The sequence below is a fragment of the Vibrio sp. 10N.286.51.E5 genome, assembly GCF_041469125.1.
GTDB classification, from domain to species: domain Bacteria; phylum Pseudomonadota; class Gammaproteobacteria; order Enterobacterales; family Vibrionaceae; genus Vibrio; species Vibrio crassostreae_C.
On sequence record NZ_JBFRJZ010000028.1, the window covers coordinates 15,083 to 36,324 of the forward strand.

Annotated in this window: 16 protein-coding genes; 10 read left to right on the forward strand and 6 right to left on the reverse strand. The window is 45.5% G+C overall.

Translation table 11 applies throughout. The features are described from left to right. Positions 1-33: 33 nt before the first annotated feature. From AB4161_RS11025 to AB4161_RS11035, 3 genes are all read right to left on the reverse strand, one after another. The gene (locus AB4161_RS11025; protein WP_017062917.1) at positions 34-645 is read right to left on the reverse strand and encodes a TIGR04211 family SH3 domain-containing protein; all 612 of its coding nucleotides are present in this window, start codon (positions 643-645) and stop codon (positions 34-36) included. A gap of 205 nt (positions 646-850) precedes the next feature. Then, positions 851-2,113 carry an inorganic phosphate transporter gene (locus AB4161_RS11030; protein ID WP_017061418.1) on the reverse strand — a complete coding sequence of 421 codons (1,263 nt, stop codon included), beginning with the start codon at positions 2,111-2,113 and terminating at the stop codon, positions 851-853. 128 nt (positions 2,114-2,241) lie between these two features. Next, complete coding sequence (locus AB4161_RS11035) at positions 2,242-2,922, reverse strand: TIGR00153 family protein (protein ID WP_010434644.1); 681 nt, start codon at positions 2,920-2,922, stop codon at positions 2,242-2,244. Positions 2,923-3,129: 207 nt separating this feature from the next. On the opposite strand from AB4161_RS11035, the gene AB4161_RS11040 reads away from it, so the two are divergent. Beyond that, positions 3,130-4,647 carry an inorganic triphosphatase gene (locus tag AB4161_RS11040; protein WP_017069482.1) on the forward strand — a complete coding sequence of 506 codons (1,518 nt, stop codon included), beginning with the start codon at positions 3,130-3,132 and terminating at the stop codon, positions 4,645-4,647. 51 nt (positions 4,648-4,698) lie between these two features. Here AB4161_RS11040 and AB4161_RS11045 read toward each other — a convergent pair whose 3' ends face one another. Continuing rightward, complete coding sequence (locus tag AB4161_RS11045) at positions 4,699-5,448, reverse strand: potassium channel family protein (RefSeq protein WP_102321461.1); 750 nt, start codon at positions 5,446-5,448, stop codon at positions 4,699-4,701. A 97-nt stretch (positions 5,449-5,545) separates the two neighbouring features. On the opposite strand from AB4161_RS11045, the gene AB4161_RS11050 reads away from it, so the two are divergent. From AB4161_RS11050 to hldE, 3 genes are all read left to right on the forward strand, one after another. After that, positions 5,546-6,802, forward strand: a complete 1,257-nt coding sequence (locus AB4161_RS11050; RefSeq protein ID WP_102321460.1) for a methyl-accepting chemotaxis protein — start codon at positions 5,546-5,548, stop codon at positions 6,800-6,802. Between the two features lie 225 nt (positions 6,803-7,027). Beyond that, positions 7,028-9,877 carry a bifunctional [glutamate--ammonia ligase]-adenylyl-L-tyrosine phosphorylase/[glutamate--ammonia-ligase] adenylyltransferase gene (gene glnE, locus AB4161_RS11055; protein WP_102393657.1) on the forward strand — a complete coding sequence of 950 codons (2,850 nt, stop codon included), beginning with the start codon at positions 7,028-7,030 and terminating at the stop codon, positions 9,875-9,877. A 121-nt stretch (positions 9,878-9,998) separates the two neighbouring features. Next, positions 9,999-11,429, forward strand: coding sequence for a bifunctional D-glycero-beta-D-manno-heptose-7-phosphate kinase/D-glycero-beta-D-manno-heptose 1-phosphate adenylyltransferase HldE (gene hldE, locus AB4161_RS11060; RefSeq protein ID WP_372083346.1), 1,431 nt, complete (start codon positions 9,999-10,001; stop codon positions 11,427-11,429). 129 nt (positions 11,430-11,558) lie between these two features. On the opposite strand, the gene tolC is transcribed toward hldE, so the two are convergent. Next, positions 11,559-12,878: an outer membrane channel protein TolC gene (gene tolC, locus AB4161_RS11065; protein ID WP_132762217.1), complete on the reverse strand. Its 1,320-nt coding sequence runs from the start codon at positions 12,876-12,878 to the stop codon at positions 11,559-11,561. Between the two features lie 227 nt (positions 12,879-13,105). Here tolC and nudF point away from each other — a divergent pair, with 227 nt between their 5' ends. The 6 genes from nudF (at position 13,106) to parC (ending at position 20,067) form a co-directional block, all read left to right on the forward strand. Next, complete coding sequence (gene nudF / locus AB4161_RS11070; protein WP_017061425.1) at positions 13,106-13,735, forward strand: ADP-ribose diphosphatase; 630 nt, start codon at positions 13,106-13,108, stop codon at positions 13,733-13,735. A gap of 4 nt (positions 13,736-13,739) precedes the next feature. Next, positions 13,740-14,180, forward strand: a complete 441-nt coding sequence (locus AB4161_RS11075; RefSeq protein WP_008222561.1) for a DUF1249 family protein — start codon at positions 13,740-13,742, stop codon at positions 14,178-14,180. A gap of 59 nt (positions 14,181-14,239) precedes the next feature. Then, positions 14,240-15,064, forward strand: coding sequence for a 3',5'-cyclic-AMP phosphodiesterase (gene cpdA / locus AB4161_RS11080; protein ID WP_017061426.1), 825 nt, complete (start codon positions 14,240-14,242; stop codon positions 15,062-15,064). A gap of 15 nt (positions 15,065-15,079) precedes the next feature. Beyond that, positions 15,080-15,685: an esterase YqiA gene (gene yqiA / locus AB4161_RS11085; protein ID WP_017061427.1), complete on the forward strand. Its 606-nt coding sequence runs from the start codon at positions 15,080-15,082 to the stop codon at positions 15,683-15,685. Between the two features lie 239 nt (positions 15,686-15,924). Further along, positions 15,925-17,805: a DNA topoisomerase IV subunit B gene (parE, locus tag AB4161_RS11090; RefSeq protein ID WP_017061428.1), complete on the forward strand. Its 1,881-nt coding sequence runs from the start codon at positions 15,925-15,927 to the stop codon at positions 17,803-17,805. 3 nt (positions 17,806-17,808) lie between these two features. Then, the gene (gene parC / locus AB4161_RS11095; protein WP_017067236.1) at positions 17,809-20,067 is read left to right on the forward strand and encodes a DNA topoisomerase IV subunit A; all 2,259 of its coding nucleotides are present in this window, start codon (positions 17,809-17,811) and stop codon (positions 20,065-20,067) included. A 102-nt stretch (positions 20,068-20,169) separates the two neighbouring features. Here the strand turns inward: parC and degS are convergent, their stop codons facing one another. Continuing rightward, positions 20,170-21,234: an outer membrane-stress sensor serine endopeptidase DegS gene (gene degS / locus AB4161_RS11100; protein ID WP_171732331.1), complete on the reverse strand. Its 1,065-nt coding sequence runs from the start codon at positions 21,232-21,234 to the stop codon at positions 20,170-20,172. Positions 21,235-21,242 lie beyond the last annotated feature (8 nt).

Here is a 21,242-nt window from a genome sequence, read left to right on the forward strand (position 1 = left end):
CTGAATTTACTGTACCTAATACAAGCGTTACGTCTACGCCCAACCGTTTGGTGATTTTCTGCGACGAGGCATGATGTGTGGCAGAACAAGGCCTAGAAGTAGACCAATACCCGCAACACCACCACCGTACATGAAGTACTTCAATAGTAGGTCGTCTTTTTGAGTGTCTAGCTTAGCGCGCAGTTCACGGTTCTCTGTTTGAGAACTCGTTAGCTGTTGGCTAATTTCACTGTAGTTCTGTTCTAGTTCAGCAATCTGCTTGTTACGAGAATCTAGAGAGCTTGCTAGGCCAGCTTTTTCGCTGTCAGCACTCTGACGAGCATTCGCTAGCTTGCCTTTAACTTCCGTCAGCTCTTTCTCTAGCTTAGGCATACGCAGTGCCATGCTTTCTTGAGTGCTTACAAACTTGCTTTCAACCCAACCTTTACGGCCACGGTTGTCTTGAATTTGGGTGTAACCCGTACTCTTGTTAGTTTGTAGGAATGTAATCTTTTCACCAGCATCAACACTACCGATGATACGGAATGTGTTGTTTGGGCCAGAATGCATATAAGTAAATAGTTTGTCAGCAATATAACGGTCTTGTGCAAAGGCAGCTGGAGCCGCAAGCATTGCGAACAAAACTAAGCTAATCAGTTTTTTCACAGTAAATCCCTTAACGATTCAAATTGGGTAGGCGTATGAGTCAGCCTCAATCAGCAAATAATATTTAGTTTCTTTATGCGGTGCAACAAAGAAGGGAGGCAAAGCCTCCCTTTCTGTGCGTTTGAGTCAATAATGACATGGCATTTACATATCGTTACTGAAGCTCACACTGTTCTGACGCTAGTATTCACTAACGCAGTCGCGATTACATAGTAAACGCAGCTTGAATTCCGTAGAAGAACACAACAGCAAGTAGAGCACCTGCAGGTAGTGTCACAATCCAAGAAGCCACGATATTACGTACAACGCCTAAGTTTAGTGCTGCGATACCACGAGCAAAACCAACACCTAAAACAGCACCAACGAGTGTTTGTGTAGTAGAGATTGGAAGGCCAGTACCTGAAGCTAGTACAACCGTACATGCAGTTGCAAGTTGTGCAGCAAAGCCACGGCTTGGTGTTAGTTCTGTAATACCAGTACCAACGGTTGCCATTACTTTATGACCCATTGTTGCAAGACCAACAACGATACCGAATCCACCTAGAGGAAGAATCCACCATGCGATAGTACTCTTACCTGTGATTTCACCCATGTGCTCAACGGTTGATACAACAGCAGACAGTGGACCAATCGCGTTCGCAACGTCGTTTGAACCGTGTGCAAATGCCATCGCACAAGCTGTGATAACCATGAGTACAGAGAAGATGCCTTCAACACCTGCAAAGCCGTGGTCTTCTTCGCGGTTAGCGAATTTCTTCTGGATGTATAGGTAACCGCCGATCATTACAAGCGCAGAAACGCCAGCAGCCCAAACCCATGCTTCAGTGTTGCTTAGGTGAAGACCAACGTGCTTAAGGCCTTTCTTGATGGTTACAAGTGCAATTACCATTGTTGTAATGAACATGTATACCGGTACAAAGCGTTTCGCGTTAAATAGCGGGTTCTCTGTATCAAAAATCAGTCGTTGAGCACTTACAAATATGACGTAAGCGAAGAAGCCGGAAATAACGGGTGTGATAATCCAACTACCCACAATACCTTGAACACTGTTCCAGTCTACAGCTTCAGTACCTACAGAAATACACGCAAAACCGATGATTGCACCGATGATTGAGTGAGTCGTAGAAACCGGCCAGCCCATGTAAGAAGCGAGAAGTAGCCATGTACCCGCAGCAAGAAGTGCTGACATCATGCCGTACACAAGTACATCTGGTTGATGAGCGAATAGAGACGTTTCGATAACACCTTTACGAATCGTGTCTGTTACTTCGCCGCCCGCAAGGTAAGCACCTGCGAATTCAAAGATCATTGCGATAATGATCGCTTGTTTAACGGTTAAAGCTTTAGAGCCTACTGAGGTGCCCATTGCGTTCGCAACGTCATTTGCACCAATACCAATAGCCATCAAGAAACCGAAAGCTGCTGCAACAATAATCAGGACAGTGCCGTAGTTAGCAAGGATATCCATCGTAATACCTAGTTGTTTGATAACAAGCGGAACAAATTTAGACGCAAAAAACCGCTCAGCGAGAGGAATACTCAGCGCATAAGTGGTTTGTTCAAAAAATGCTCTTCGTTATATGGTTAACGTATGATTTAAGATCGAGAAAGCATTACTTCAAGACGAGCGCCTACACGCTGTGCTTGATCTGCAATACCACCAACCCATTCAAGAATTTTGTATAAGAACATGATATCAACTGGATTCAGATCGCCTTCAATTGCCATTAGTTGTTGGCGTAGTTCGATCTGCATCGCATCCGTGTCATCTTCAATTACATCTAATTGATGAATCATTTCGGCAACGAGTGTTACTTCACGGCCTTTAAAGCCAGTCTCAAGTAATTCGTCTAATTCATTGATTACGTTTTGTGCTTGGTTCGCTGCATCTAGACAACGTTTAACGTAAGCGATGAAGTTTTCTTGCATAGGAGCAGGAATGACAAGTTGACGACCATATACACGGCCAGCAATGTCTTTCGCTAGGTTTGCGAGTTTGTCTTGTTGAGTTAATAGCTCCAACATATCGGTGCGATCAACTGGCATAAACAAACCACGAGGAAGTTTAAGGCGAATTTCACGTTTTAGTACGTCAGCTTCTTTCTCAAGGTGAGAAATTTGAGCTCGAATTTCTGATGCTTTTTCCCAGTCACCTTTTGAAGAAACTTCAAAGAAATTAACTAGGTGAGAACAACATTCGTTCACGCATACTACGTGACGCTGCAAAGGTTTAATTGGGGACTTTGCAAATAACCCCATAATTGTATTTACTGGCATGGTCATCCAACCTAATAAATAATAACCTTAAAACAACATACACCATATTCATGGTGAAATGTTAAGCGATGGCTACAAAGTCGCGCATGTTAACCTAATCAATCTCTCATTAAAACTGTTTTAGATCATCATAAGGGCGATATTTCTGACTTGCCGACTTTTCAAATTGGCAATATCCTGTCCCTATCTTCACAGAAAGGTATAACTATGGAAACCGAGATAGAACTGAAGTTTTTTGTTTCTCCTGAATTTTCAGAGACTTTACGCAATAAAATTGCTGAAACTAAAGTACTTCAGCACAGTTGTCGTGAGCTAGGTAACATCTACTTTGACACCGCTGACAACTGGCTACGTAAGCACGATACAGGCTTACGCATTCGACGCTTTGATGACGTATTTGTACAAACCGTAAAGACTGCTGGTCGTGTGGTTGCTGGCCTGCATCAAAGGCCTGAATACAATGCAGAACACGACAGCAACGAACCTAAGCTAGCCCTGCACCCAGAGGATATCTGGCCAACAGGTAAAGACATCGAAACGTTGCAAGCTGAGCTGACTCCTCTGTTTTCTACCAACTTCACGCGTGAGCAGTGGTTGATTGGTATGCCTGATGGTAGCCAAGTCGAGGTCGCATTCGATCAAGGCTTTGTTGAATCAGGCGACCTGCAAGAACCGATTTGCGAAGTCGAATTGGAACTTAAATCCGGTCAAACGGATGCGCTATTTACATTGTCTCGCCAATTCTGCGAACAAGGTGGCATGCGTTTGGGTAACCTAAGTAAAGCAGCTAAGGGTTACCGTCTTGCTCAAGGTTATCAAGGAGATGAAGTTACTCCTTTGACCTTAGTTGATACTGACAAAAGTGATACCGTTGAATCGTGTTTTATTCAATCTTTAGAGCATGCTCTCGCTCATTGGCATTATCACGAGCAGATTTTCACAGAGCGTCAATCGATTGAAGCTTTGCATGAGATCAGTCACTCGCTGAGTTTTATTCGCCAAACTTTCACTATCTATGGCGGCATTGTCCCTAGACGAGCAAGTGCGATTTTACGTCAAGAGTTGAAGTGGCTTGAGCAAGAGCTCGACTGGCTGAAAAGCTATGATCACTTCGAAGACTTGCTGGAAGATAAAGGCCATGTACTACGTAAACTCGATGCGCGTAAGTTCTTAGTCGCTGAGCTTAAAGAGATGCAAGAGCAACTGCCAGATCGTGAAGATCTGCTTACCTTGCTGAGCTCTGCTCGTTACACCGGTTTATTGTTAGATTTGAGCCGTTGGATCTTGTCTCGTGGCTGGCAGCCTTTCTTAGATGAGAAAGCGCGTGAGCAAATGGGTCGTGGTATCGAATGGTTTTCCGTGCAGCAACTCGATCGCACATGGGCAGACTTGATGGAAGCTTTCCCGCCAGAGCGAGTGATGACCAGCCAAGCGTATATTGAGCAGCAATACCGTTTGATGCGAAACCTATATTCTGGTGTTGGTTTCGCGAGTTTGTATGATGACGCTGAGCGAAACAGTTTCCGTTTACCTTGGGCCGATATGGTGCAAGGCATTGATGACTTGCTGGCACTTAAAACATTAGAGCCTTTGACTGAGAAGCTGGAAGGCGATGAGAAGCTTCAGCTAGAGCGTTGGTTAGCTCGTCAAGAAGTGTCCATTCTGCATGCGATGGAACAGACACGCCAAATCAGTGTTGAGGTTGAGCCATACTGGCAAGACTAAACTCGATACCTGTATCAATAGAAGTATGAATTTGAAAATAGGGCTCCGGCCCTATTTTTTTGTTTGTTGCTCAAGTTTTTCGAGTCGCTCTAAGATTTTCTGTTGCTGCTCGATGATCTTCTCAAGGTGTTTCTCTTTGTTTTCCGCTCGTTGATTCTCATGATGAGTTGGGGAGGTGATCAAAGAAGTAATCAAGCCTGAAATCATACCAAACACACCGACACCACAGATGATCACCATTGAAGCCACTAACTGACCGGAAGTTGTCACTGGGTAATGGTCGCCATAACCCACAGTACTGATGGTCACAAACGCCCACCATAAAGCATCATGACCTGTAGTGATGTTGGCGTTCGGATCTTTGTGTTCCAATAGCAGGATCGTGCCAGCACCGATAGTCAGTAAGATCACCAAAAGCAGAATGATGGAAGCGAAAGTGGTCTCTTTCCTATTACGAAATAACTCTCTGAAAATACGTTTACTTGAACGCAGAACTAAGATGACTCGCAGAATTTGAAAAATACGGGCGAAACGAAGAGGCTCGATCATTGGGATACTTGCTAAGAAATCGATCCAGTGTACTTTTAGAAATTCTTTTTTGTTTTGTGATCTAAATAGATCAATTGTGAGCTGAAAAAGAAAAACACTACAGATTATAAAATCGAGGCCGATAAGGACTTGTTTCGATTCTTTATCGATCGGTACGAACAATAAGCCTGAGATCACAAATAACGCTAAGAAAGAGAGAATCAGTGACAATAAGCTCATCGGCTTGGTGGCGTCTTTGGTATTATTCAACATTCATACGAGGCTCAAAATAAATCGCGAACTTTGACTGACATAGCCACCTCGCGGATATAGAAGCCATCAATATATAAGAATTAATGGAGAACTGACAATGACTAAACTGTCATTCAAGCCGTGGGAAAGGGTAATCTCTGACGTTCGTCTCGTTCCAAAAATGGTCATGTTGATGATATTCAGCACTATCTTGATCATTTCGAAGCAGCTATGGGACGCAAGTACGTTTTACGATTCATTGCTTGCTGTAACGAACAATGCGCAAGTCGCACAACAGCATTACGAGACTTACCTAGTTCAAGTGGCTTGGCAAACAGCCTTGATGATCATTGTGTTTGTGGTTCTTCTGTTAGCAGCGGCGCGCGTTATGCTGCGCCAGACTCAATACCTTAATGACGCCATTAAAACCATGGCAGATAAGAACTTTTCAGTGCCGATTCAAATGGACTGTAAAGATGAATACGGCGATGTGGCACGCGAACTTGAAAAAACTCGCGTCCAACTGAACGACATGATCAAAACTCAGGTGGCCTCTTCTGATGAGCTGTTTGCTCTGACGGAAGTGATGACCATCAGCATGTCTGAAACCAAAGAGTCAGCTCAAGAAGAGTTCAACGAGATCGATCAACTGGCAACAGCAATGAGTGAGATGACGTCGACGGTGCAAACTGTCGCTGAGCATGCACAAAGCGCTTCGTCATTGACTGAACAGGCATCAGGCCAAGCTCTTACTGGTCAGAAGTTCGTTCAAGGATCAGTGTCTAAGATGAGTGAGCTATCTTCAGATATCGCAGCATCTGCAGCAGCGGTAAACCAAGTAGAAGAACGCGTTGACTCAATTGGCAGTGTGGTTGGTACTATCCAAGGCATTTCAGAACAGACAAACCTACTAGCATTGAACGCTGCAATTGAAGCGGCACGTGCCGGTGAAGCGGGTCGTGGTTTTGCGGTTGTTGCTGATGAGGTTCGTAACCTTGCACAGCGCACTCAGCAAGCGACGGTAGAGATTCAAGACATGATCAGTCATCTACAAAGCAGCGCTAACTCTGCGGTAGAACTGATGGAGAAGAGTGTTGTTGAAGCGGCTGAAGGTGTTGATCTGGTGACTAACGCGGGAAGTGAGCTTGACGGCATTGTAAGCCAAGTCAATCAAATCAATGATATGAACTTCCAGATCGCGACCGCTGCAGGCCAACAGAGCAGTGTTGCTGAAGAGATGAGCGTCAACCTGACCAATGTACGCGAGCTTGTTGAAGCTTCAGTTGTGGTGGTTGGTGAACTGCTCGAGACCTCTCAGCTTATGGAAAGTAACGCGCAAGAACTCGACGGTAAGATTAAGCAATTTAAGGTTTAGTCCTCAGCACCCAATCTTCATCCGTCAAAGGCTAATTCCCAGAGACTGTTTCTCGGTTGTAAGCTCAACCAGATAAGTTAATCGATAAAACGCCCACATTGCTAATGTGGGCGTTTTTTATTGGCGTAACTTTGGTATAACTTATCTTTAGTTATGAAAACTCGTTATTGAAGAACTGAATCGATAAACCGATTGTTCGGCGCGCAGCTTATACAAGGAAGAAACATGCCATTGCCTTCTCAACTCATCACTCACTCCCAGTCTGCTTTTGAGCAATTATTAGAGCATCAAAGTGAAGCCATCAATACTTGGTCTGAGCCACTGACTGAAGATCTTAAACGTGTACTCGGTTTAAGCTGTTTTATTGGTGATTGCCTGCAGCGTGATACGGTTTTATGTGGTGACTTACCTAATATGTTGGCATGCGAAGAACGCGCTGAAGGATACCGAGAACGCTTGGCTGAATTACTTTCTAGTTGCACCGATGAAATGAGCGGTCAGCGCGTGCTGCGTCAATTCCGAAATCGAGAAATGACCTACATTGCTTGGCGTGATTTTATGGGTTCGTGGGAGCTAGAGCAGAGCCTAAATCATCTATCGATGTTGGCTGAGGCGATGATCTTCGAAACCTACCAATGGCAGTACGATATTTGTTGTAAAGAGTGGGGCACACCTTGTAATGAACAAGGCGAAGCACAGCCGATGTTGATCATTGGTATGGGCAAGCTAGGGGGCGGTGAGCTTAACTTCTCTTCCGATATCGATCTGATCTTCACCTACCCAGAGAATGGTGAAACCCAAGGTGCAAGACGCAGCATTGCCAATGCGCAGTTCTTTACACGTCTCGGGCAACGTATTATTAAGGCGCTTGATCAGCAAACCTTCGATGGATTCTGTTATCGAGTAGACATGCGCCTGCGTCCATTCGGTGAGAGTGGTCCACTGGTCATGAGTTACGCTGCGCTAGAAGATTACTATCAAGAACAAGGTCGCGATTGGGAACGCTACGCTATGGTCAAAGCGCGTGTGATGGGCAGTGAGATGTACCCTGAGTATCAAGAGCTTCGCCAAATGCTACGCCCGTTTGTGTTCCGCCGTTATATTGATTTTAGTGCGATTCAATCTCTGCGCCGAATGAAGTCTATGATCAGCAGCGAAGTGCGTCGTCGTGGTCTCTCGAACAACATCAAGCTTGGCTCTGGTGGTATTCGTGAAGTTGAGTTTATCGCACAAGTCTTCCAATTGATTCGTGGTGGACGCGAGCCTAGCTTACGCGGTCGAGGGTTACTCGAAACCTTAAGTGCGATTGAATCCCTTCATCTGCTAGAGTCTGAAGAGGTGGGGCACCTACGTGAAGCTTATCTGTTTTTGCGTCGCCTTGAGAACCTGTTACAAGCCATGGCTGATAAGCAAACTCAAACCTTACCTGACGGTGAATTCGAACAACTGCAGCTTGCGGTTGCCATGCAATTTTCCGATTGGGATAGCTTGATTGTGGCAACTCGCGCCCATATGGCGAATGTACATACCGTGTTCGAAGACCTAATTGGCGTTGATGAAGATGACGCTAATCCGATCGCGAGCCACTTTAGCGAGTTGTGGGATATGGCCCATAAACCCGATGTAATTGAGCACGTGTTGGAACACGACATTGCGGTCGCGAGCCCGCCTGATGCGGCGAAAACGATCATTCAGTTTAAAGCCGATTTGGCTAAAAAGACTCTTGGCCCTCGTGGGCGGGAAGTCCTCAATCGACTGATGCCGAAAGTGTTTCAAGCGCTGTACACCGCTAAGGATGCCGAGTTTGGTTTGTCGCGAGTACTGCATCTGCTGCATAAAATCGTTACGCGTACCACTTACCTTGAACTACTAGATGAACACCCTGCCGCGTTGACTCAGCTAGTTCGCCTGTGTACGGCAAGCCCGATGATTTCGGAGCAGTTGGGTCGTTATCCAATTCTGTTAGATGAACTTATCGACCCTCAGCAACTCTACAATCCCGTGCCTTTAGAGTCTTACAAGACCGAGTTGCGTGATTATCTAGCCCGTATCCCTGAAGATGATATGGAGCAACAGATGGAAGGTCTGCGTCAGTTTAAGCAGACCTGTATATTGAGAATTGCAGCCGCGGATATTGCGGGTGCTCTACCTGTCATGAAGGTCAGTGATCACCTGACCTACTTAGCAGAAGCCATTGTGGAGGCGGGGGTCAATCAAGCTTGGTTACAAGTATCCGCCAAGTTTGGTGAACCGACCCATGTTAAAGATCGCGAAGGTCGCGGTTTTGCTGTCGTTGGTTATGGCAAAGTCGGTGGTTGGGAGCTTGGTTATAACTCCGATCTCGATATCGTGTTCATGCACGACTGCCCGGTACACATCTATACTGATGGAAAGAAAGAGATCGATGGACGCCAATTCTACTTAAGATTAGCGCAGCGTATTATTCATATTTTCTCGACCAGAACTGCTTCTGGCATTTTGTACGAAGTCGATACTCGCCTACGCCCTTCTGGTGCATCTGGTCTATTGGTGAGTCCAACCGATGCCTTTGACGAGTATCAGCACAATGACGCGTGGACATGGGAGCACCAGGCCCTCACTCGTGCTCGTATGATTTACGGTGATGACTTATTGGTATCTGCGTTTAACAAAACTAGGCATGAGGTTTTGTGCTTGCCACGAGATGAGGCAACACTCAAAAAGTCAGTTGTGGATATGCGTGAAAAAATGCGTGGCCATTTAGGCGGTAAAAAAGCCGATCGATTCATGCTTAAACAAGATGCGGGCGGTATTACTGATATTGAGTTCTTGGCGCAATACTTAGTGCTTAGATACAGCAATGAGAAGCCAAAGCTTACTCGTTGGTGTGACAATGTACGAATCTTCGAAAGCTTGTTGTCACAAGGGATTATGGACGAGCAGCAAGGTATGGCATTAACCCATGCTTATACAACATTAAGAGATGAAATCCACCACCGTAATCTACTTAATCTTGATGCGGATGTGGCGATTGAAAAGTTTGAAATGGAAAGAGAACATGTTGTTCAAGCATGGAAGCAGTGGATGGAAGCATAACCCAGTCATACAGTAATGACGGATGTACCTATCTTGATAGGCTTTTACTCATTTATCTATAGTTTAGCCTCTGTAATCAGTGTGCTAGACTCTAGCCAGATTCGATTTTTGGAGATCCATAATGAAACCAATTCTACCTGACTACAGCCAATCAGGCGTTCTTGTTGTCGGTGACGTAATGCTTGACCGTTACTGGTATGGCCCAACTGGCCGTATTTCACCAGAAGCGCCTGTACCCGTTGTAAAAGTAGAAAATAACGAAGAGCGTCCTGGTGGTGCAGCCAACGTAGCAATGAATATTGCTTCTCTTGGTGGCCATGCTCATATCGTTGGTTTGACCGGTAAAGATGAGCCTGCTGAGGTGTTAAAAAATACCTTAGGCGCACTAAAGGTTAAATGTGATTTCGTTGAGTTAGAAGATTACCCAACCATTACTAAACTGCGAGTGATGAGCCGTGGTCAGCAGCTAATTCGCCTTGATTTTGAAGATAAATTTGAGAATACAGATCCTGAGCTGGTTTTATCTCGTATGGAGCAAGCGCTTCCAAATGTGCGCTCGGTAATTCTATCTGATTACGCAAAAGGTGCGTTGGAGCACGTGCAGAGCTTTATCCAAAAAGCGCGCGCAGCAAAAGTTCCTGTGTTTATCGACCCGAAAGGCGCAGACTTTGAACGCTACCGTGGAGCAACGTTGCTTACACCAAACATGGCTGAGTTCGAGTTGGTGGCTGGCAAAGTAAAATCTGAAGAAGAAATGATCGAAAAAGGACTCGCGTTAATCGAAGAGTTTGATTTCGAGGCTTTGTTGGTAACGCGCAGCGAACATGGTATGACTTTGCTTCGCAAAGGTTTGGAACCATTCCACTTGCCGACTCAAGCTAAAGAAGTGTATGACGTGACAGGTGCGGGTGATACGGTTATCTCGGTACTGGCAGCTTCCGTTGCTGCTGGTAAGCCACTGGATGAGGCGTGTGCACTGGCGAACGCTGCTGCGGGTGTGGTAGTAGGTAAGCTTGGTACATCTACACTGTCTACGATTGAGTTAGCGGAAGCGATTCACGGTAGTCAAGACACAGACTACGGTCTTATCTCTGAAGCGGCACTGGTTGAAGCGGTGAAGCGTGCTCGTGCGAAAGGCGAGAAGGTGGTGATGACCAATGGCTGCTTTGATATTTTGCATGCTGGTCATGTTTCTTACATGAATCACGCGGCTGAGCTGGGTGATCGTTTGATCGTTGCGGTGAATACTGACGAATCAGTGAAACGCTTGAAAGGTCCAGGTCGCCCTGTGAACCCAACTGATCGTCGTATGGCGGTATTGGCTGGCTTAGGTGCAGTTGATTGGGTTGTCCCATTCTCTGAAGATACACCTCAACGTTTAATCTCTGAGGTATTGCCAAGTATTCTTGTGAAAGGTGGTGATTACAAACCTGAAGATATCGCTGGTGGTGCGGAAGTGATTGCTGCTGGTGGTGAAGTTAAAGTACTTAACTTTGAAGATGGTTGCTCTACGACTGAAATCATTAAAGCGATTAAAGGTGGTCGAGGCTAACTCTTAGCCTTCCCGTTTTCTAGTCTCAAGGCTTAACTTTGAGCTAGGTTGAGAATTAGCTTTCAATAGATAATAAAAATGCCGCTCAATGAGCGGCATTTTTGTAGGGGTAACTTAAGTAATTAATAATTACTTACTTGCTACTTTTAGACCTGCGTTTACATCAACAATGTCTTGTTCGCTTAGCGTACCAACTGCTTGACGAAGCTGAAGTACACTTAGGATGTAGTTGTAACGAGCATCTGAAAGATTTTTGTTCGCATCGTATAGACGACGAGTCGAGTCTAGTACGTCAACGATAGTACGAGTACCTACATCAAAACCAGCTTCTGTTGCTTCTAAAGCAGACTGAGCAGAAACTACAGACTGTTCGTAAGCGCGTAGAGCACCGATCGAAGCACTGATGTTGTTGTTGAATGCACGTACGTCTTTTACAACGCTACGGTAAGTCGCTTCTAGATCTTCACTTGCTGCAACGTAGTTGTATTCAGCCTGTTTAGTCAATGAAGTTGTGTTACCACCTGTGTATAGAGGTACAACTAAGTTCAAACCGATGTTTAGGTTGTCAGAGTCGTAATCATTTGTGCTGTTAGAACTGTCGGTCTGTTCTGCAAGACCGTAGCTACCATCTAACGTTAAGCTTGGTAGGTGGCCAGAGCTTGCTAGAGAGATGTTATCTTTTGCTACGTCTTGAGAGATACGTGCAGCCAATAAGCTAAGGTTCTTTTGTTCTGCTTGTTCAACAAGTGCAACAGCAGACTCAGAAGATTTGCTTGCTGAGAAACGATCAGTATCTAGGATGCTTAGGTTAGAGTGTTCCTGACCTGTAATCTCACGTAGACCTTCGTAGCTATTCGTTAGGTCGTTCTCTGCAAGAACTTCATCAGCCAAAACGCCATCGTACTGAGCTTGTGCATCGTGTACATCGGTGATTGCTGAAAGACCAACTTCAAAACGTTGCTTAGTTTGTTCTAGTTGACGAGCAACCGCTGCTTTTTCTGCACGAACAAACTCTAGGTTATCTTGAGCTCTAAGTACTTCGAAGTATGCTGTTGCAACACGAAGGATCAAAGCTTGTTGTTCTGCCGCGTAAGCTGAATCAGATTGACGAGCAGTTTTCTCTGCCGTATCTAGAGTGATCCAAGAAGAACGCTGGTAAAGCTCTTGACTGAAACCAATTCCAACACCCCATTGGTTGTTGTCATTACTTGCGTCTTTATAGTCACCACGATTAATGTCGTAGTTCGCAGTCAAATTGATTTGCGGTAACAAAGAGCTACGACTTGACGTTACTGCTTCAAAAGCGGCATCGCGCTGCGCTGCTGAACGAAGAAGTTGTGGATCGTTCTGTTTTGCTTGGTCGTAAACTTCAGCTAGCGTATCAGCAAAAGCTGACGAACTCAGGCTGCCAATTGCTGCACTGATAAATAGTGGAAGCAGTTTTTTCATTTTCCTATTCCTGCCTTTTATGGAATTTTCTTTAGAAGAGTTTAACCCAGTTTGGTGGTAATTTACTCGAAACTTTGCACTTTTTTACAGTTAACTGTCCACTTGTGCAATATTTATTTTTTAAAACTTAACTTTAATTATAAATTTTATATAAAAAGTTGAACCTTATCCTTGGTAGTTAACTCGGACAATGAGTAAACTATAAAGATCACTTAGTGAGGTACCAAATGCAACAGTATGACAATCAACGACATGAGTTTACTCCGCAAGATGTGGAAATAGTCTCAAAAGAGACGCTGTTTCGTGGTTTTTTCAAAATGGTTAAGTACACATTTAAACATAGACTGTTTGAGGGCGGCTGGAGCCAACCAATAGAGCGAGAGATGTTTGAGCGTGGACATGCTGCCGCTTTGCTACCTTATGATCCTGTGCGTGACGAAGTTGTGATCGTCGAACAGATCCGTGTTGGTGCCCTAGAGCATGAGAACCCATGGCAATACGAAATTGTTGCTGGGATCATTGATACCGATGAATCACCACAAGATGTCGCTCGTCGTGAGGCGATGGAAGAAGCCGGAGTCGAAGTCGGATCTGTATTGCCTATTACTTCGTATTATCCTTCATCTGGTGGTTGCTCTGAAAAGCTCGACGTCTTTGTTGGCTGTGTTGATGCAACGACAGCCAAAGGGGTACACGGATTGGACTACGAAGGTGAAGACATTCGTGTACAAGTGATGAGTCGCGAAGCTGCTTATCAGTTGGTAAAAGATGGTGTATTTGAAAATGGAGCCACGATCATTGCGCTACAGTGGCTACAATTGAACTACCAAGAATTACAGTCAGAGTGGATAGATTAACGTCATGCCAAATATCGCGGTCAAAAAACCGTATCATGTTGATCTTGCTGAATTGATGCGAGTTTACGAGACTAACTATGCCAAACTGAACGCTTTGTTACCGGTTGGGCATGAGGTTGGTGACGTTCGCTGTTACCAAGCCGTTAATATGGTGTATCAATTGACAGTGAATGAGGTCACAAAATACACCACATTAATAGATATATGTCAGAGTGATGCGATGCCAGTGTTTCCTTTGCCAAAAATGTCTGTCAGGCTATATCACGACGCTCGAGTTGCAGAAGTGTGCGCTAGCGGGGATTTTTCGCGAGTCAAAGCGAAATATGACTACCCCAACACTAAGCTTCTGCAAAAGGACGAGAAATTTCAATTGAATAAATTTCTTGGGGAATGGTTAACGTTTTGTTTAAAAACGGGTATCAGCCGAACCCCAATTGCCTTTTAATTGAGCCTATTTATCAACACTTTTAAAGTCTAAACAGTAACGTATCTGGATTTGTTATTTTGGAATTATCACACACTTCAAAATTTGATGAGAGCACTATTAAGCTTGTGCAGCTAACGGACACGCATTTATTTGCGCCGAGCAATGGCAGCTTATTAAGCATCAACACTCAAGATAGCTTTCGTGCTGTAGTCGATGGCATTGTTAGTCAGGGCTTTGACTATCAAGCGATTTTAGCAACCGGTGATATATCTCAAGATCACAGTGCTGAGTCGTACCAGAAATTTGAGTCAGGGATTCAGCCTTTGGAAAAGCCATGCTATTGGCTGCCAGGGAACCATGACTTTAAGCCTAATATGGGCAGTGTTTTACCATCACCACAAATACAGTGTGTTGAGCATGTCTTGCTAGGCGATAACTGGCAGATGGTGATGCTAGACTCGCAGGTGGTTGGTGTGCCTCATGGTCGCCTCAGCGATCAACAGCTTGACCTATTAGAACAGAAGCTGACGGAGTTCCCTGAACGTAATACCTTGGTTCTATTGCACCACCATCCATTGTTGGTTGGCAGCGCATGGTTAGATCAACATAACCTAAAAGACGCCGATCAATTTTGGGATGTGGTTCAACAGCACACCAATGTTAAAGCCGTACTGTGTGGTCACGTTCATCAAGACATGAACCGAGATCATCATGGTGTACAAGTCATGGCAACACCGTCGACTTGTGTGCAATTCAAACCTAACTCAGATGACTTCGCGGTTGATACTTTGTCTCCGGGCTGGAGAGAGATTGAATTACATCAAGACGGTACCGTTAGCACGCAAGTTCGTCGTCTGCCTCATGGGCAGTTCTTGCCTGATTTTAAGGCTGCTGGTTACTAATGAAGGCGGTTATTGATGCCAGGCTCTAATCAACAAGCTAATAAGCCATCGCTGCTTCTCTATATTCACGGATTTAACAGCTCATCACGTTCTCATAAAGCGAATGTGATGGCAGATTACTGTGCGGAGCATCGCGCTGATATTAAAGTCGTAACCCCTCAACTGCCGAGTTTCCCTCAACAAGCGGCACTTCATTTACAGCAGCTGGTGGAGCAATACAAAGAGCAATATCAAATAGCGTTGGTCGGTAGCTCGCTGGGTGGCTATCTTTCAACATGGCTGAATAGCCACTATGGTTTTAAAGCGGTGGTTGTAAACCCAGCAGTGAAGCCGTATGAGCTTCTTGCTGACTATTTAGGTGAACAAGTAAACCCATACACAGATGAACGATATGTACTGGAAACAAAACATATTGATGAACTGAAGGCGTTAGAGGTTTCGGCTATCGCTAAGCCGAGCGACTTCTGGTTACTTCAGCAAACGGAAGACGAAGTTCTGGATTACCGACAAGCGGTAGAGAAGTACCAAGGTGCAACACAGACAGTAGAAGAGGGCGGGGATCATAGCTTTGTTGATTTTGAACGCTACCCACAACAAATCATCACCTTTCTAAATCTTTAATCTGTTCCACCAACCAAGTGATTTTCTCTTGTTTGCCTGTTATTTCATCTATCAATGGTGAAATATCATAGTTTGATGTCTTAGTTTTTGAACTAGCTTGACATCATTACTCAGCTTCCAGACTATATTCCCCAATACTTCGCTCGTTCGCTCTACTATGACGGTTCATAGTAATGATTCTGCTTTAGTGAAACTGGAGCCAGCGAACTGACGCAAACTTTTTGAGTAAACTCCGTATTATGACTGAACAATATAATGCAAAAGACCTCGAGGTACTTGAAGGTCTCGACCCTGTGCGACACCGCCCGGGAATGTATACCGAGACAGAAAGACCTAACCACCTTGCCCAAGAAGTCATTGATAACTCGGTCGATGAAGCACTAGCGGGACACGCTAAGAAGATCAAAGTGGTACTTCATGCAGACCAATCGTTAGAAGTTACCGATGACGGCCGTGGTATGCCTGTCGATATCCACCCTGAAAAAGGGATCTCAGGTGTTGAGCTGATTTTAACTAAGCTCCACTCTGGCGGTAAATTCTCGAATAACAACTATAAGTTCTCTGGTGGTCTGCACGGTGTAGGTATCTCGGTTGTAAACGCGCTGTCAAAACGTGTTGAAGTGACCGTACGCCGAGAAGGTCAGGTTCACGAGATCGCACTTGAAGGCGGTCATGCAGTAACAGAGCTTACTGTAACGGGCACTTGTGGTCATCGTAACAGTGGTACATCAGTACATTTCTGGCCTGATCCTAAGTACTTTGATAGCCCTAAATTCTCGACACTTCGTCTGATTAACAACCTACGTGCAAAAGCAGTGCTTTGCCCAGGTTTAGAAATTACCTTTATCGACAAAGTCGGTGGCGAAGAGCATAAATGGTTCTATGAAGATGGCCTAAAAGACTACCTTGCCGAAGGCGTGAAAGGTTACACCTTACTGCCTGAAGAACCGTATGTTGGCGAATTCGTTGCTGAAACAGAAATGGCAAACTGGGCGATCATCTGGCAGCCAGAAGGCGGCGACATGATCACCGAAAGTTACGTGAACTTAGTACCGACTAAACAAGGTGGTACACACGTAAACGGTCTTCGCCAAGGTCTTCTTGATGCAATGCGTGAGTTCTGTGAATTCCGTAATTTGCTGCCGCGTGGCGTTAAGCTAACGGGCGACGATATCTTCGATCGCTGTTCGTACGTACTGTCGGTGAAGATGCAAGATCCGCAGTTTGCTGGTCAAACAAAAGAGCGCTTGTCTTCACGTCAAACTGCTGCGTTTGTGTCTGGTGTGGTAAAAGATGCGTTTAGCCTGTGGTTGAACGAAAAGCCACAACTGGCAGAACAGCTAGCAGAAGCTTGTATTGCGAATGCCCACCGCCGTATGCGCGCAAGCAAAAAGGTTGTGCGTAAGAAAATCGCTTCAGGCCCAGCACTGCCGGGTAAGCTAACTGACTGTTCAGTTCAAGACTTAAGCCGTACCGAAATCTTCTTCGTGGAAGGGGACTCGGCGGGTGGTTCTGCTAAACAAGCACGTGATCGTGAGTTCCAAGCAGTTATGCCACTTCGCGGTAAGATCCTAAATACATGGGAAGTGTCAGCAGACCAAGTATTGGCTTCGCAAGAAGTGCACGACATCTCGGTGGCTCTAGGCATCGACCCGGACAACGATGATTTATCCGGCCTGCGTTACGGTAAGATCTGTATCCTTGCCGATGCGGACTCGGATGGTCTTCATATCGCGACACTGCTGTGTGCTTTGTTTACTCGCCATTTCCATGCATTAGTTGAAGCGGGTCATATCTATGTGGCAATGCCTCCTCTGTATCGTATCGATTGCGGTAAAGAAGTGTTCTACGCACTCGATGACGCAGAGAAAGACGGTGTGCTTGAGCGACTATCGCAGAAGAAAGCCAAGATCAACGTGCAACGATTCAAAGGTCTGGGTGAAATGAACCCACTTCAGTTGCGTGAAACCACCATGGATCCAAACACTCGTCGCCTTGTGCAGTTAACGATTGATGACAGCGAAGCAACCAACGAGATGATGGACATGCTGCTTGGTAAGAAACGTGCAGATGATCGCCGTACATGGCTACAGACTAACGGTGATATGGCCGAGGTATAATGGATGTCTAACGAAATTACATATGATGGCGTTGAACAGCTGCCAATGCGCAAGTTCACCGAAGATGCCTACTTAAATTACTCAATGTACGTGATCATGGATCGTGCATTGCCGTATATCGGTGATGGCTTGAAGCCAGTACAGCGTCGTATTATCTACGCGATGTCTGAGCTAGGCTTATCGGCTGCATCGAAATACAAAAAATCAGCACGTACCGTTGGTGACGTATTAGGTAAGTATCACCCACATGGTGACTCTGCTTGTTACGAAGCGATGGTATTGATGGCGCAGCCTTTCTCTTACCGCTACCCATTGGTAGATGGTCAAGGTAACTGGGGTGCTCCTGATGATCCGAAATCGTTCGCTGCGATGCGTTATACCGAAGCCAAATTATCTAAGTTTGCTGAGGTTCTTCTAGGTGAACTAGGTCAAGGCACTGTTGACTGGCAACCAAACTTTGATGGCACGATGAAAGAGCCTCAAATGTTGCCTGCTCGCCTACCTCACATCCTACTTAACGGTATTACAGGTATCGCGGTAGGTATGGCGACCGATATTCCACCACACAACGTGCGTGAAGTCGCTAATGCAGCCATTCACCTAATTGATACGCCTAAGTCTGAGCTTTCAGACGTGATGGGTTTCATTCAAGGTCCAGATTACCCGACTGAAGCTGAGATTATCTCCCCGAAATCGGACATCGAAAAGATCTACCGTACTGGACGTGGCAGCATCAAGATGCGCGCGGTTTGGCACAAGGAAGGCTCTGATATTGTTATCACGGCTTTACCTCATCAAGTGTCAGGTGCGAAGTTACTTGAGCAAATCGCTAACCAGATGCGCGCTAAGAAGCTGCCAATGGTTGACGACTTGCGAGATGAATCGGATCACGAGAACCCAACGCGTATCGTTGTCGTTCCTCGTTCGAATCGTATCGACTGTGACCAATTGATGAGTCACCTGTTCGCGTCGACGGATCTAGAGAAAAACTTCCGCGTTAACTTGAACATGATTGGTTTAGATAATCGTCCTCAAGTTAAAGGCTTAGTTCAAATCCTGAAAGAGTGGATCGAGTTCCGTCGCACAACGGTTCGCCGTCGTTTGCAGTACCGTTTAGATAAAGTACTGGCACGCTTGCACATCTTAGAAGGTTTGCTTGCTGCTTATCTTAATATCGATGAAGTGATTGAGATCATTCGTACAGAAGACGAACCATGTCCTGTCCTAATGAGCCGTTTCAACATTTCTGAAATTCAAGCCAATGCGATTCTTGATATTAAACTTCGTAACTTAGCTAAGTTAGAAGAGTTTAAAATCCGAGCGGAACAAGAAGAGCTTGAAGCTGAACGTGAGAAGCTTGAAAAGCTACTCGGTTCAGAGCGTCGCTTGAATACGCTGATCAAGAAAGAAATCCAAGCAGATGCGGATAAATACGGCGATGATCGTCGTTCACCTCTGATTGAGCGCGCTGAAGCGAAAGCGCTAACAGAGCGCGACTTAGTACCAAGCGAACCAATCACGGTTGTGTTGTCTGAGAAAGGTTGGATTCGTCATGCCAAGGGGCATGAAGTTGACGCTGAAGGTTTGAACTACAAATCGGGTGATAAATTCTTAGCGAGTGCTAAGGGTAAGAGTAACCAACAAGCGGTGTTCCTCGGCAGTGATGGTCGAAGCTACTCCCTTGAGTCACATTCATTACCGTCGGCGCGAAGCCAAGGTGAGCCAATTACAGGCCGCTTGAACGTCAGCCCAGGTACTTCTATTCGCCAAGTGGTGATGGGAGAGAATGAACAATTATGGTTAGTCGGTTCTGATGCAGGTTATGGTTTTGTTTGTAAGGGTAGCGATCTGCTGTCCAAGAACAAGAGCGGTAAAGCCTTGGTTAACTTGCCACAAGCTTCTGAAGTGATGATGCCAAGCCCTATTGCTGACTTGGACAGTAATCAGATTCTGGCGATTACTAACCAAGGTCGTATGTTGTTGTTCCCGATTAAAGATCTCCCTCAGCTGAGCAAAGGTAAAGGCAACAAGATCATCAACATCCCTTCTGCGAAAGCAAAAGAGCGTGAAGAGTTTGTCTCACATCTTATGGCTATCCCAGAGAATGCGACGCTGACTATCTACGCCGGTAAACGTAAGCTTGGTTTGAAACCTGCGGATCTTGAAAACTTCCGTGGTGAACGTGGTCGTCGTGGTGGTCTACTGCCTAGAGGACTACAGCGAGTGACTCGCATCGATATCGAAGAGCAAAGTGAATCGTAGAGATACTTGAAACAATCTTTAGATAAAAGAAAACCCAGCCTATGAGCTGGGTTTTTTGTACTTGTGTATTAGCAGCTTGAATCATTGCTTACAGAGTTTGCTCTACAGGCGAGCATCTTCGGCGATGGTCACCTTTAAGGTTTTGCTTTCACCTTGGCGCAATATACCCACATCGATAACTGTACCAGGTCGCAGGTCGGTAACGATGTCCATTACACTCTGGCGACCATTTACTTGGTTATCGTTGATACTGACAATAATGTCTTGAGCTTCAAAACCCGCATCGGCAGCCGGACCATTAGGGTCTATCCCCAACACAACGATCCCGCCGATATTCTTAGTACCCAACATGCGTGAGGTGACAGAGTTGATGTCTTGTCCATCGATACCGATATAACCACGAATTACACGGCCATCGGCGATGATCTTCTCCATGATTTTATTCGCAAGTGGATAGGGGATCGCAAATGAGATCCCATAGGTTTCCATGTCGGTAGCTTGTTGGAAAGAAGCGGTATTGATACCGACTAGCTCACCTTGTGAGTTAACCAACGCGCCACCTGAATTACCTTCATTGATTGCCGCGTCGGTCTGAATAAAGGCTTGATGACCATCGGCACTGATCGAAGAGCGGCCGGTTGCAGAGATGATACCAAAGGTTGTTGTTTGACCTAGGTTGTATGGGTTACCGATAGCCAGTACAACATCACCGACATTGGCTTTGTAATTAGGATTGAGTGGGATCACCGGTAGATTATCACCGCTGACTCTAAGTATCGCGATATCGGTGCGTTTGTCTGAACCGACAAGTTGCGCAGCTGCTACTCGGCCATCTTGAAGTGCCACAACTATTTGGTCTGCTTGAGCCACCACATGGAAGTTGGTAATGATGTAGCCTTTCTCGCTAACAATCACCCCAGAGCCCAAACCTTGTGTGAGCAGTTTGTTTCGATCGCTTTCAGCGTATTTACGGCTATAAATGTTAACCACTGCAGGCGCCGCGCGGCGAACTGCTTGGTTAAATGAAATCTGAAGAGAGCCAATATTATCGACTTTAGGGCTAGTGACGTCAGCGACAATCGCTGGTCTTAAGCTCGGGAAGGCGAGAAGAATAAGCGCCGCTGAAACGAGTCCAAGGGAAATAGAACGAAATAGAAAGGACAGCATGTTTCCCT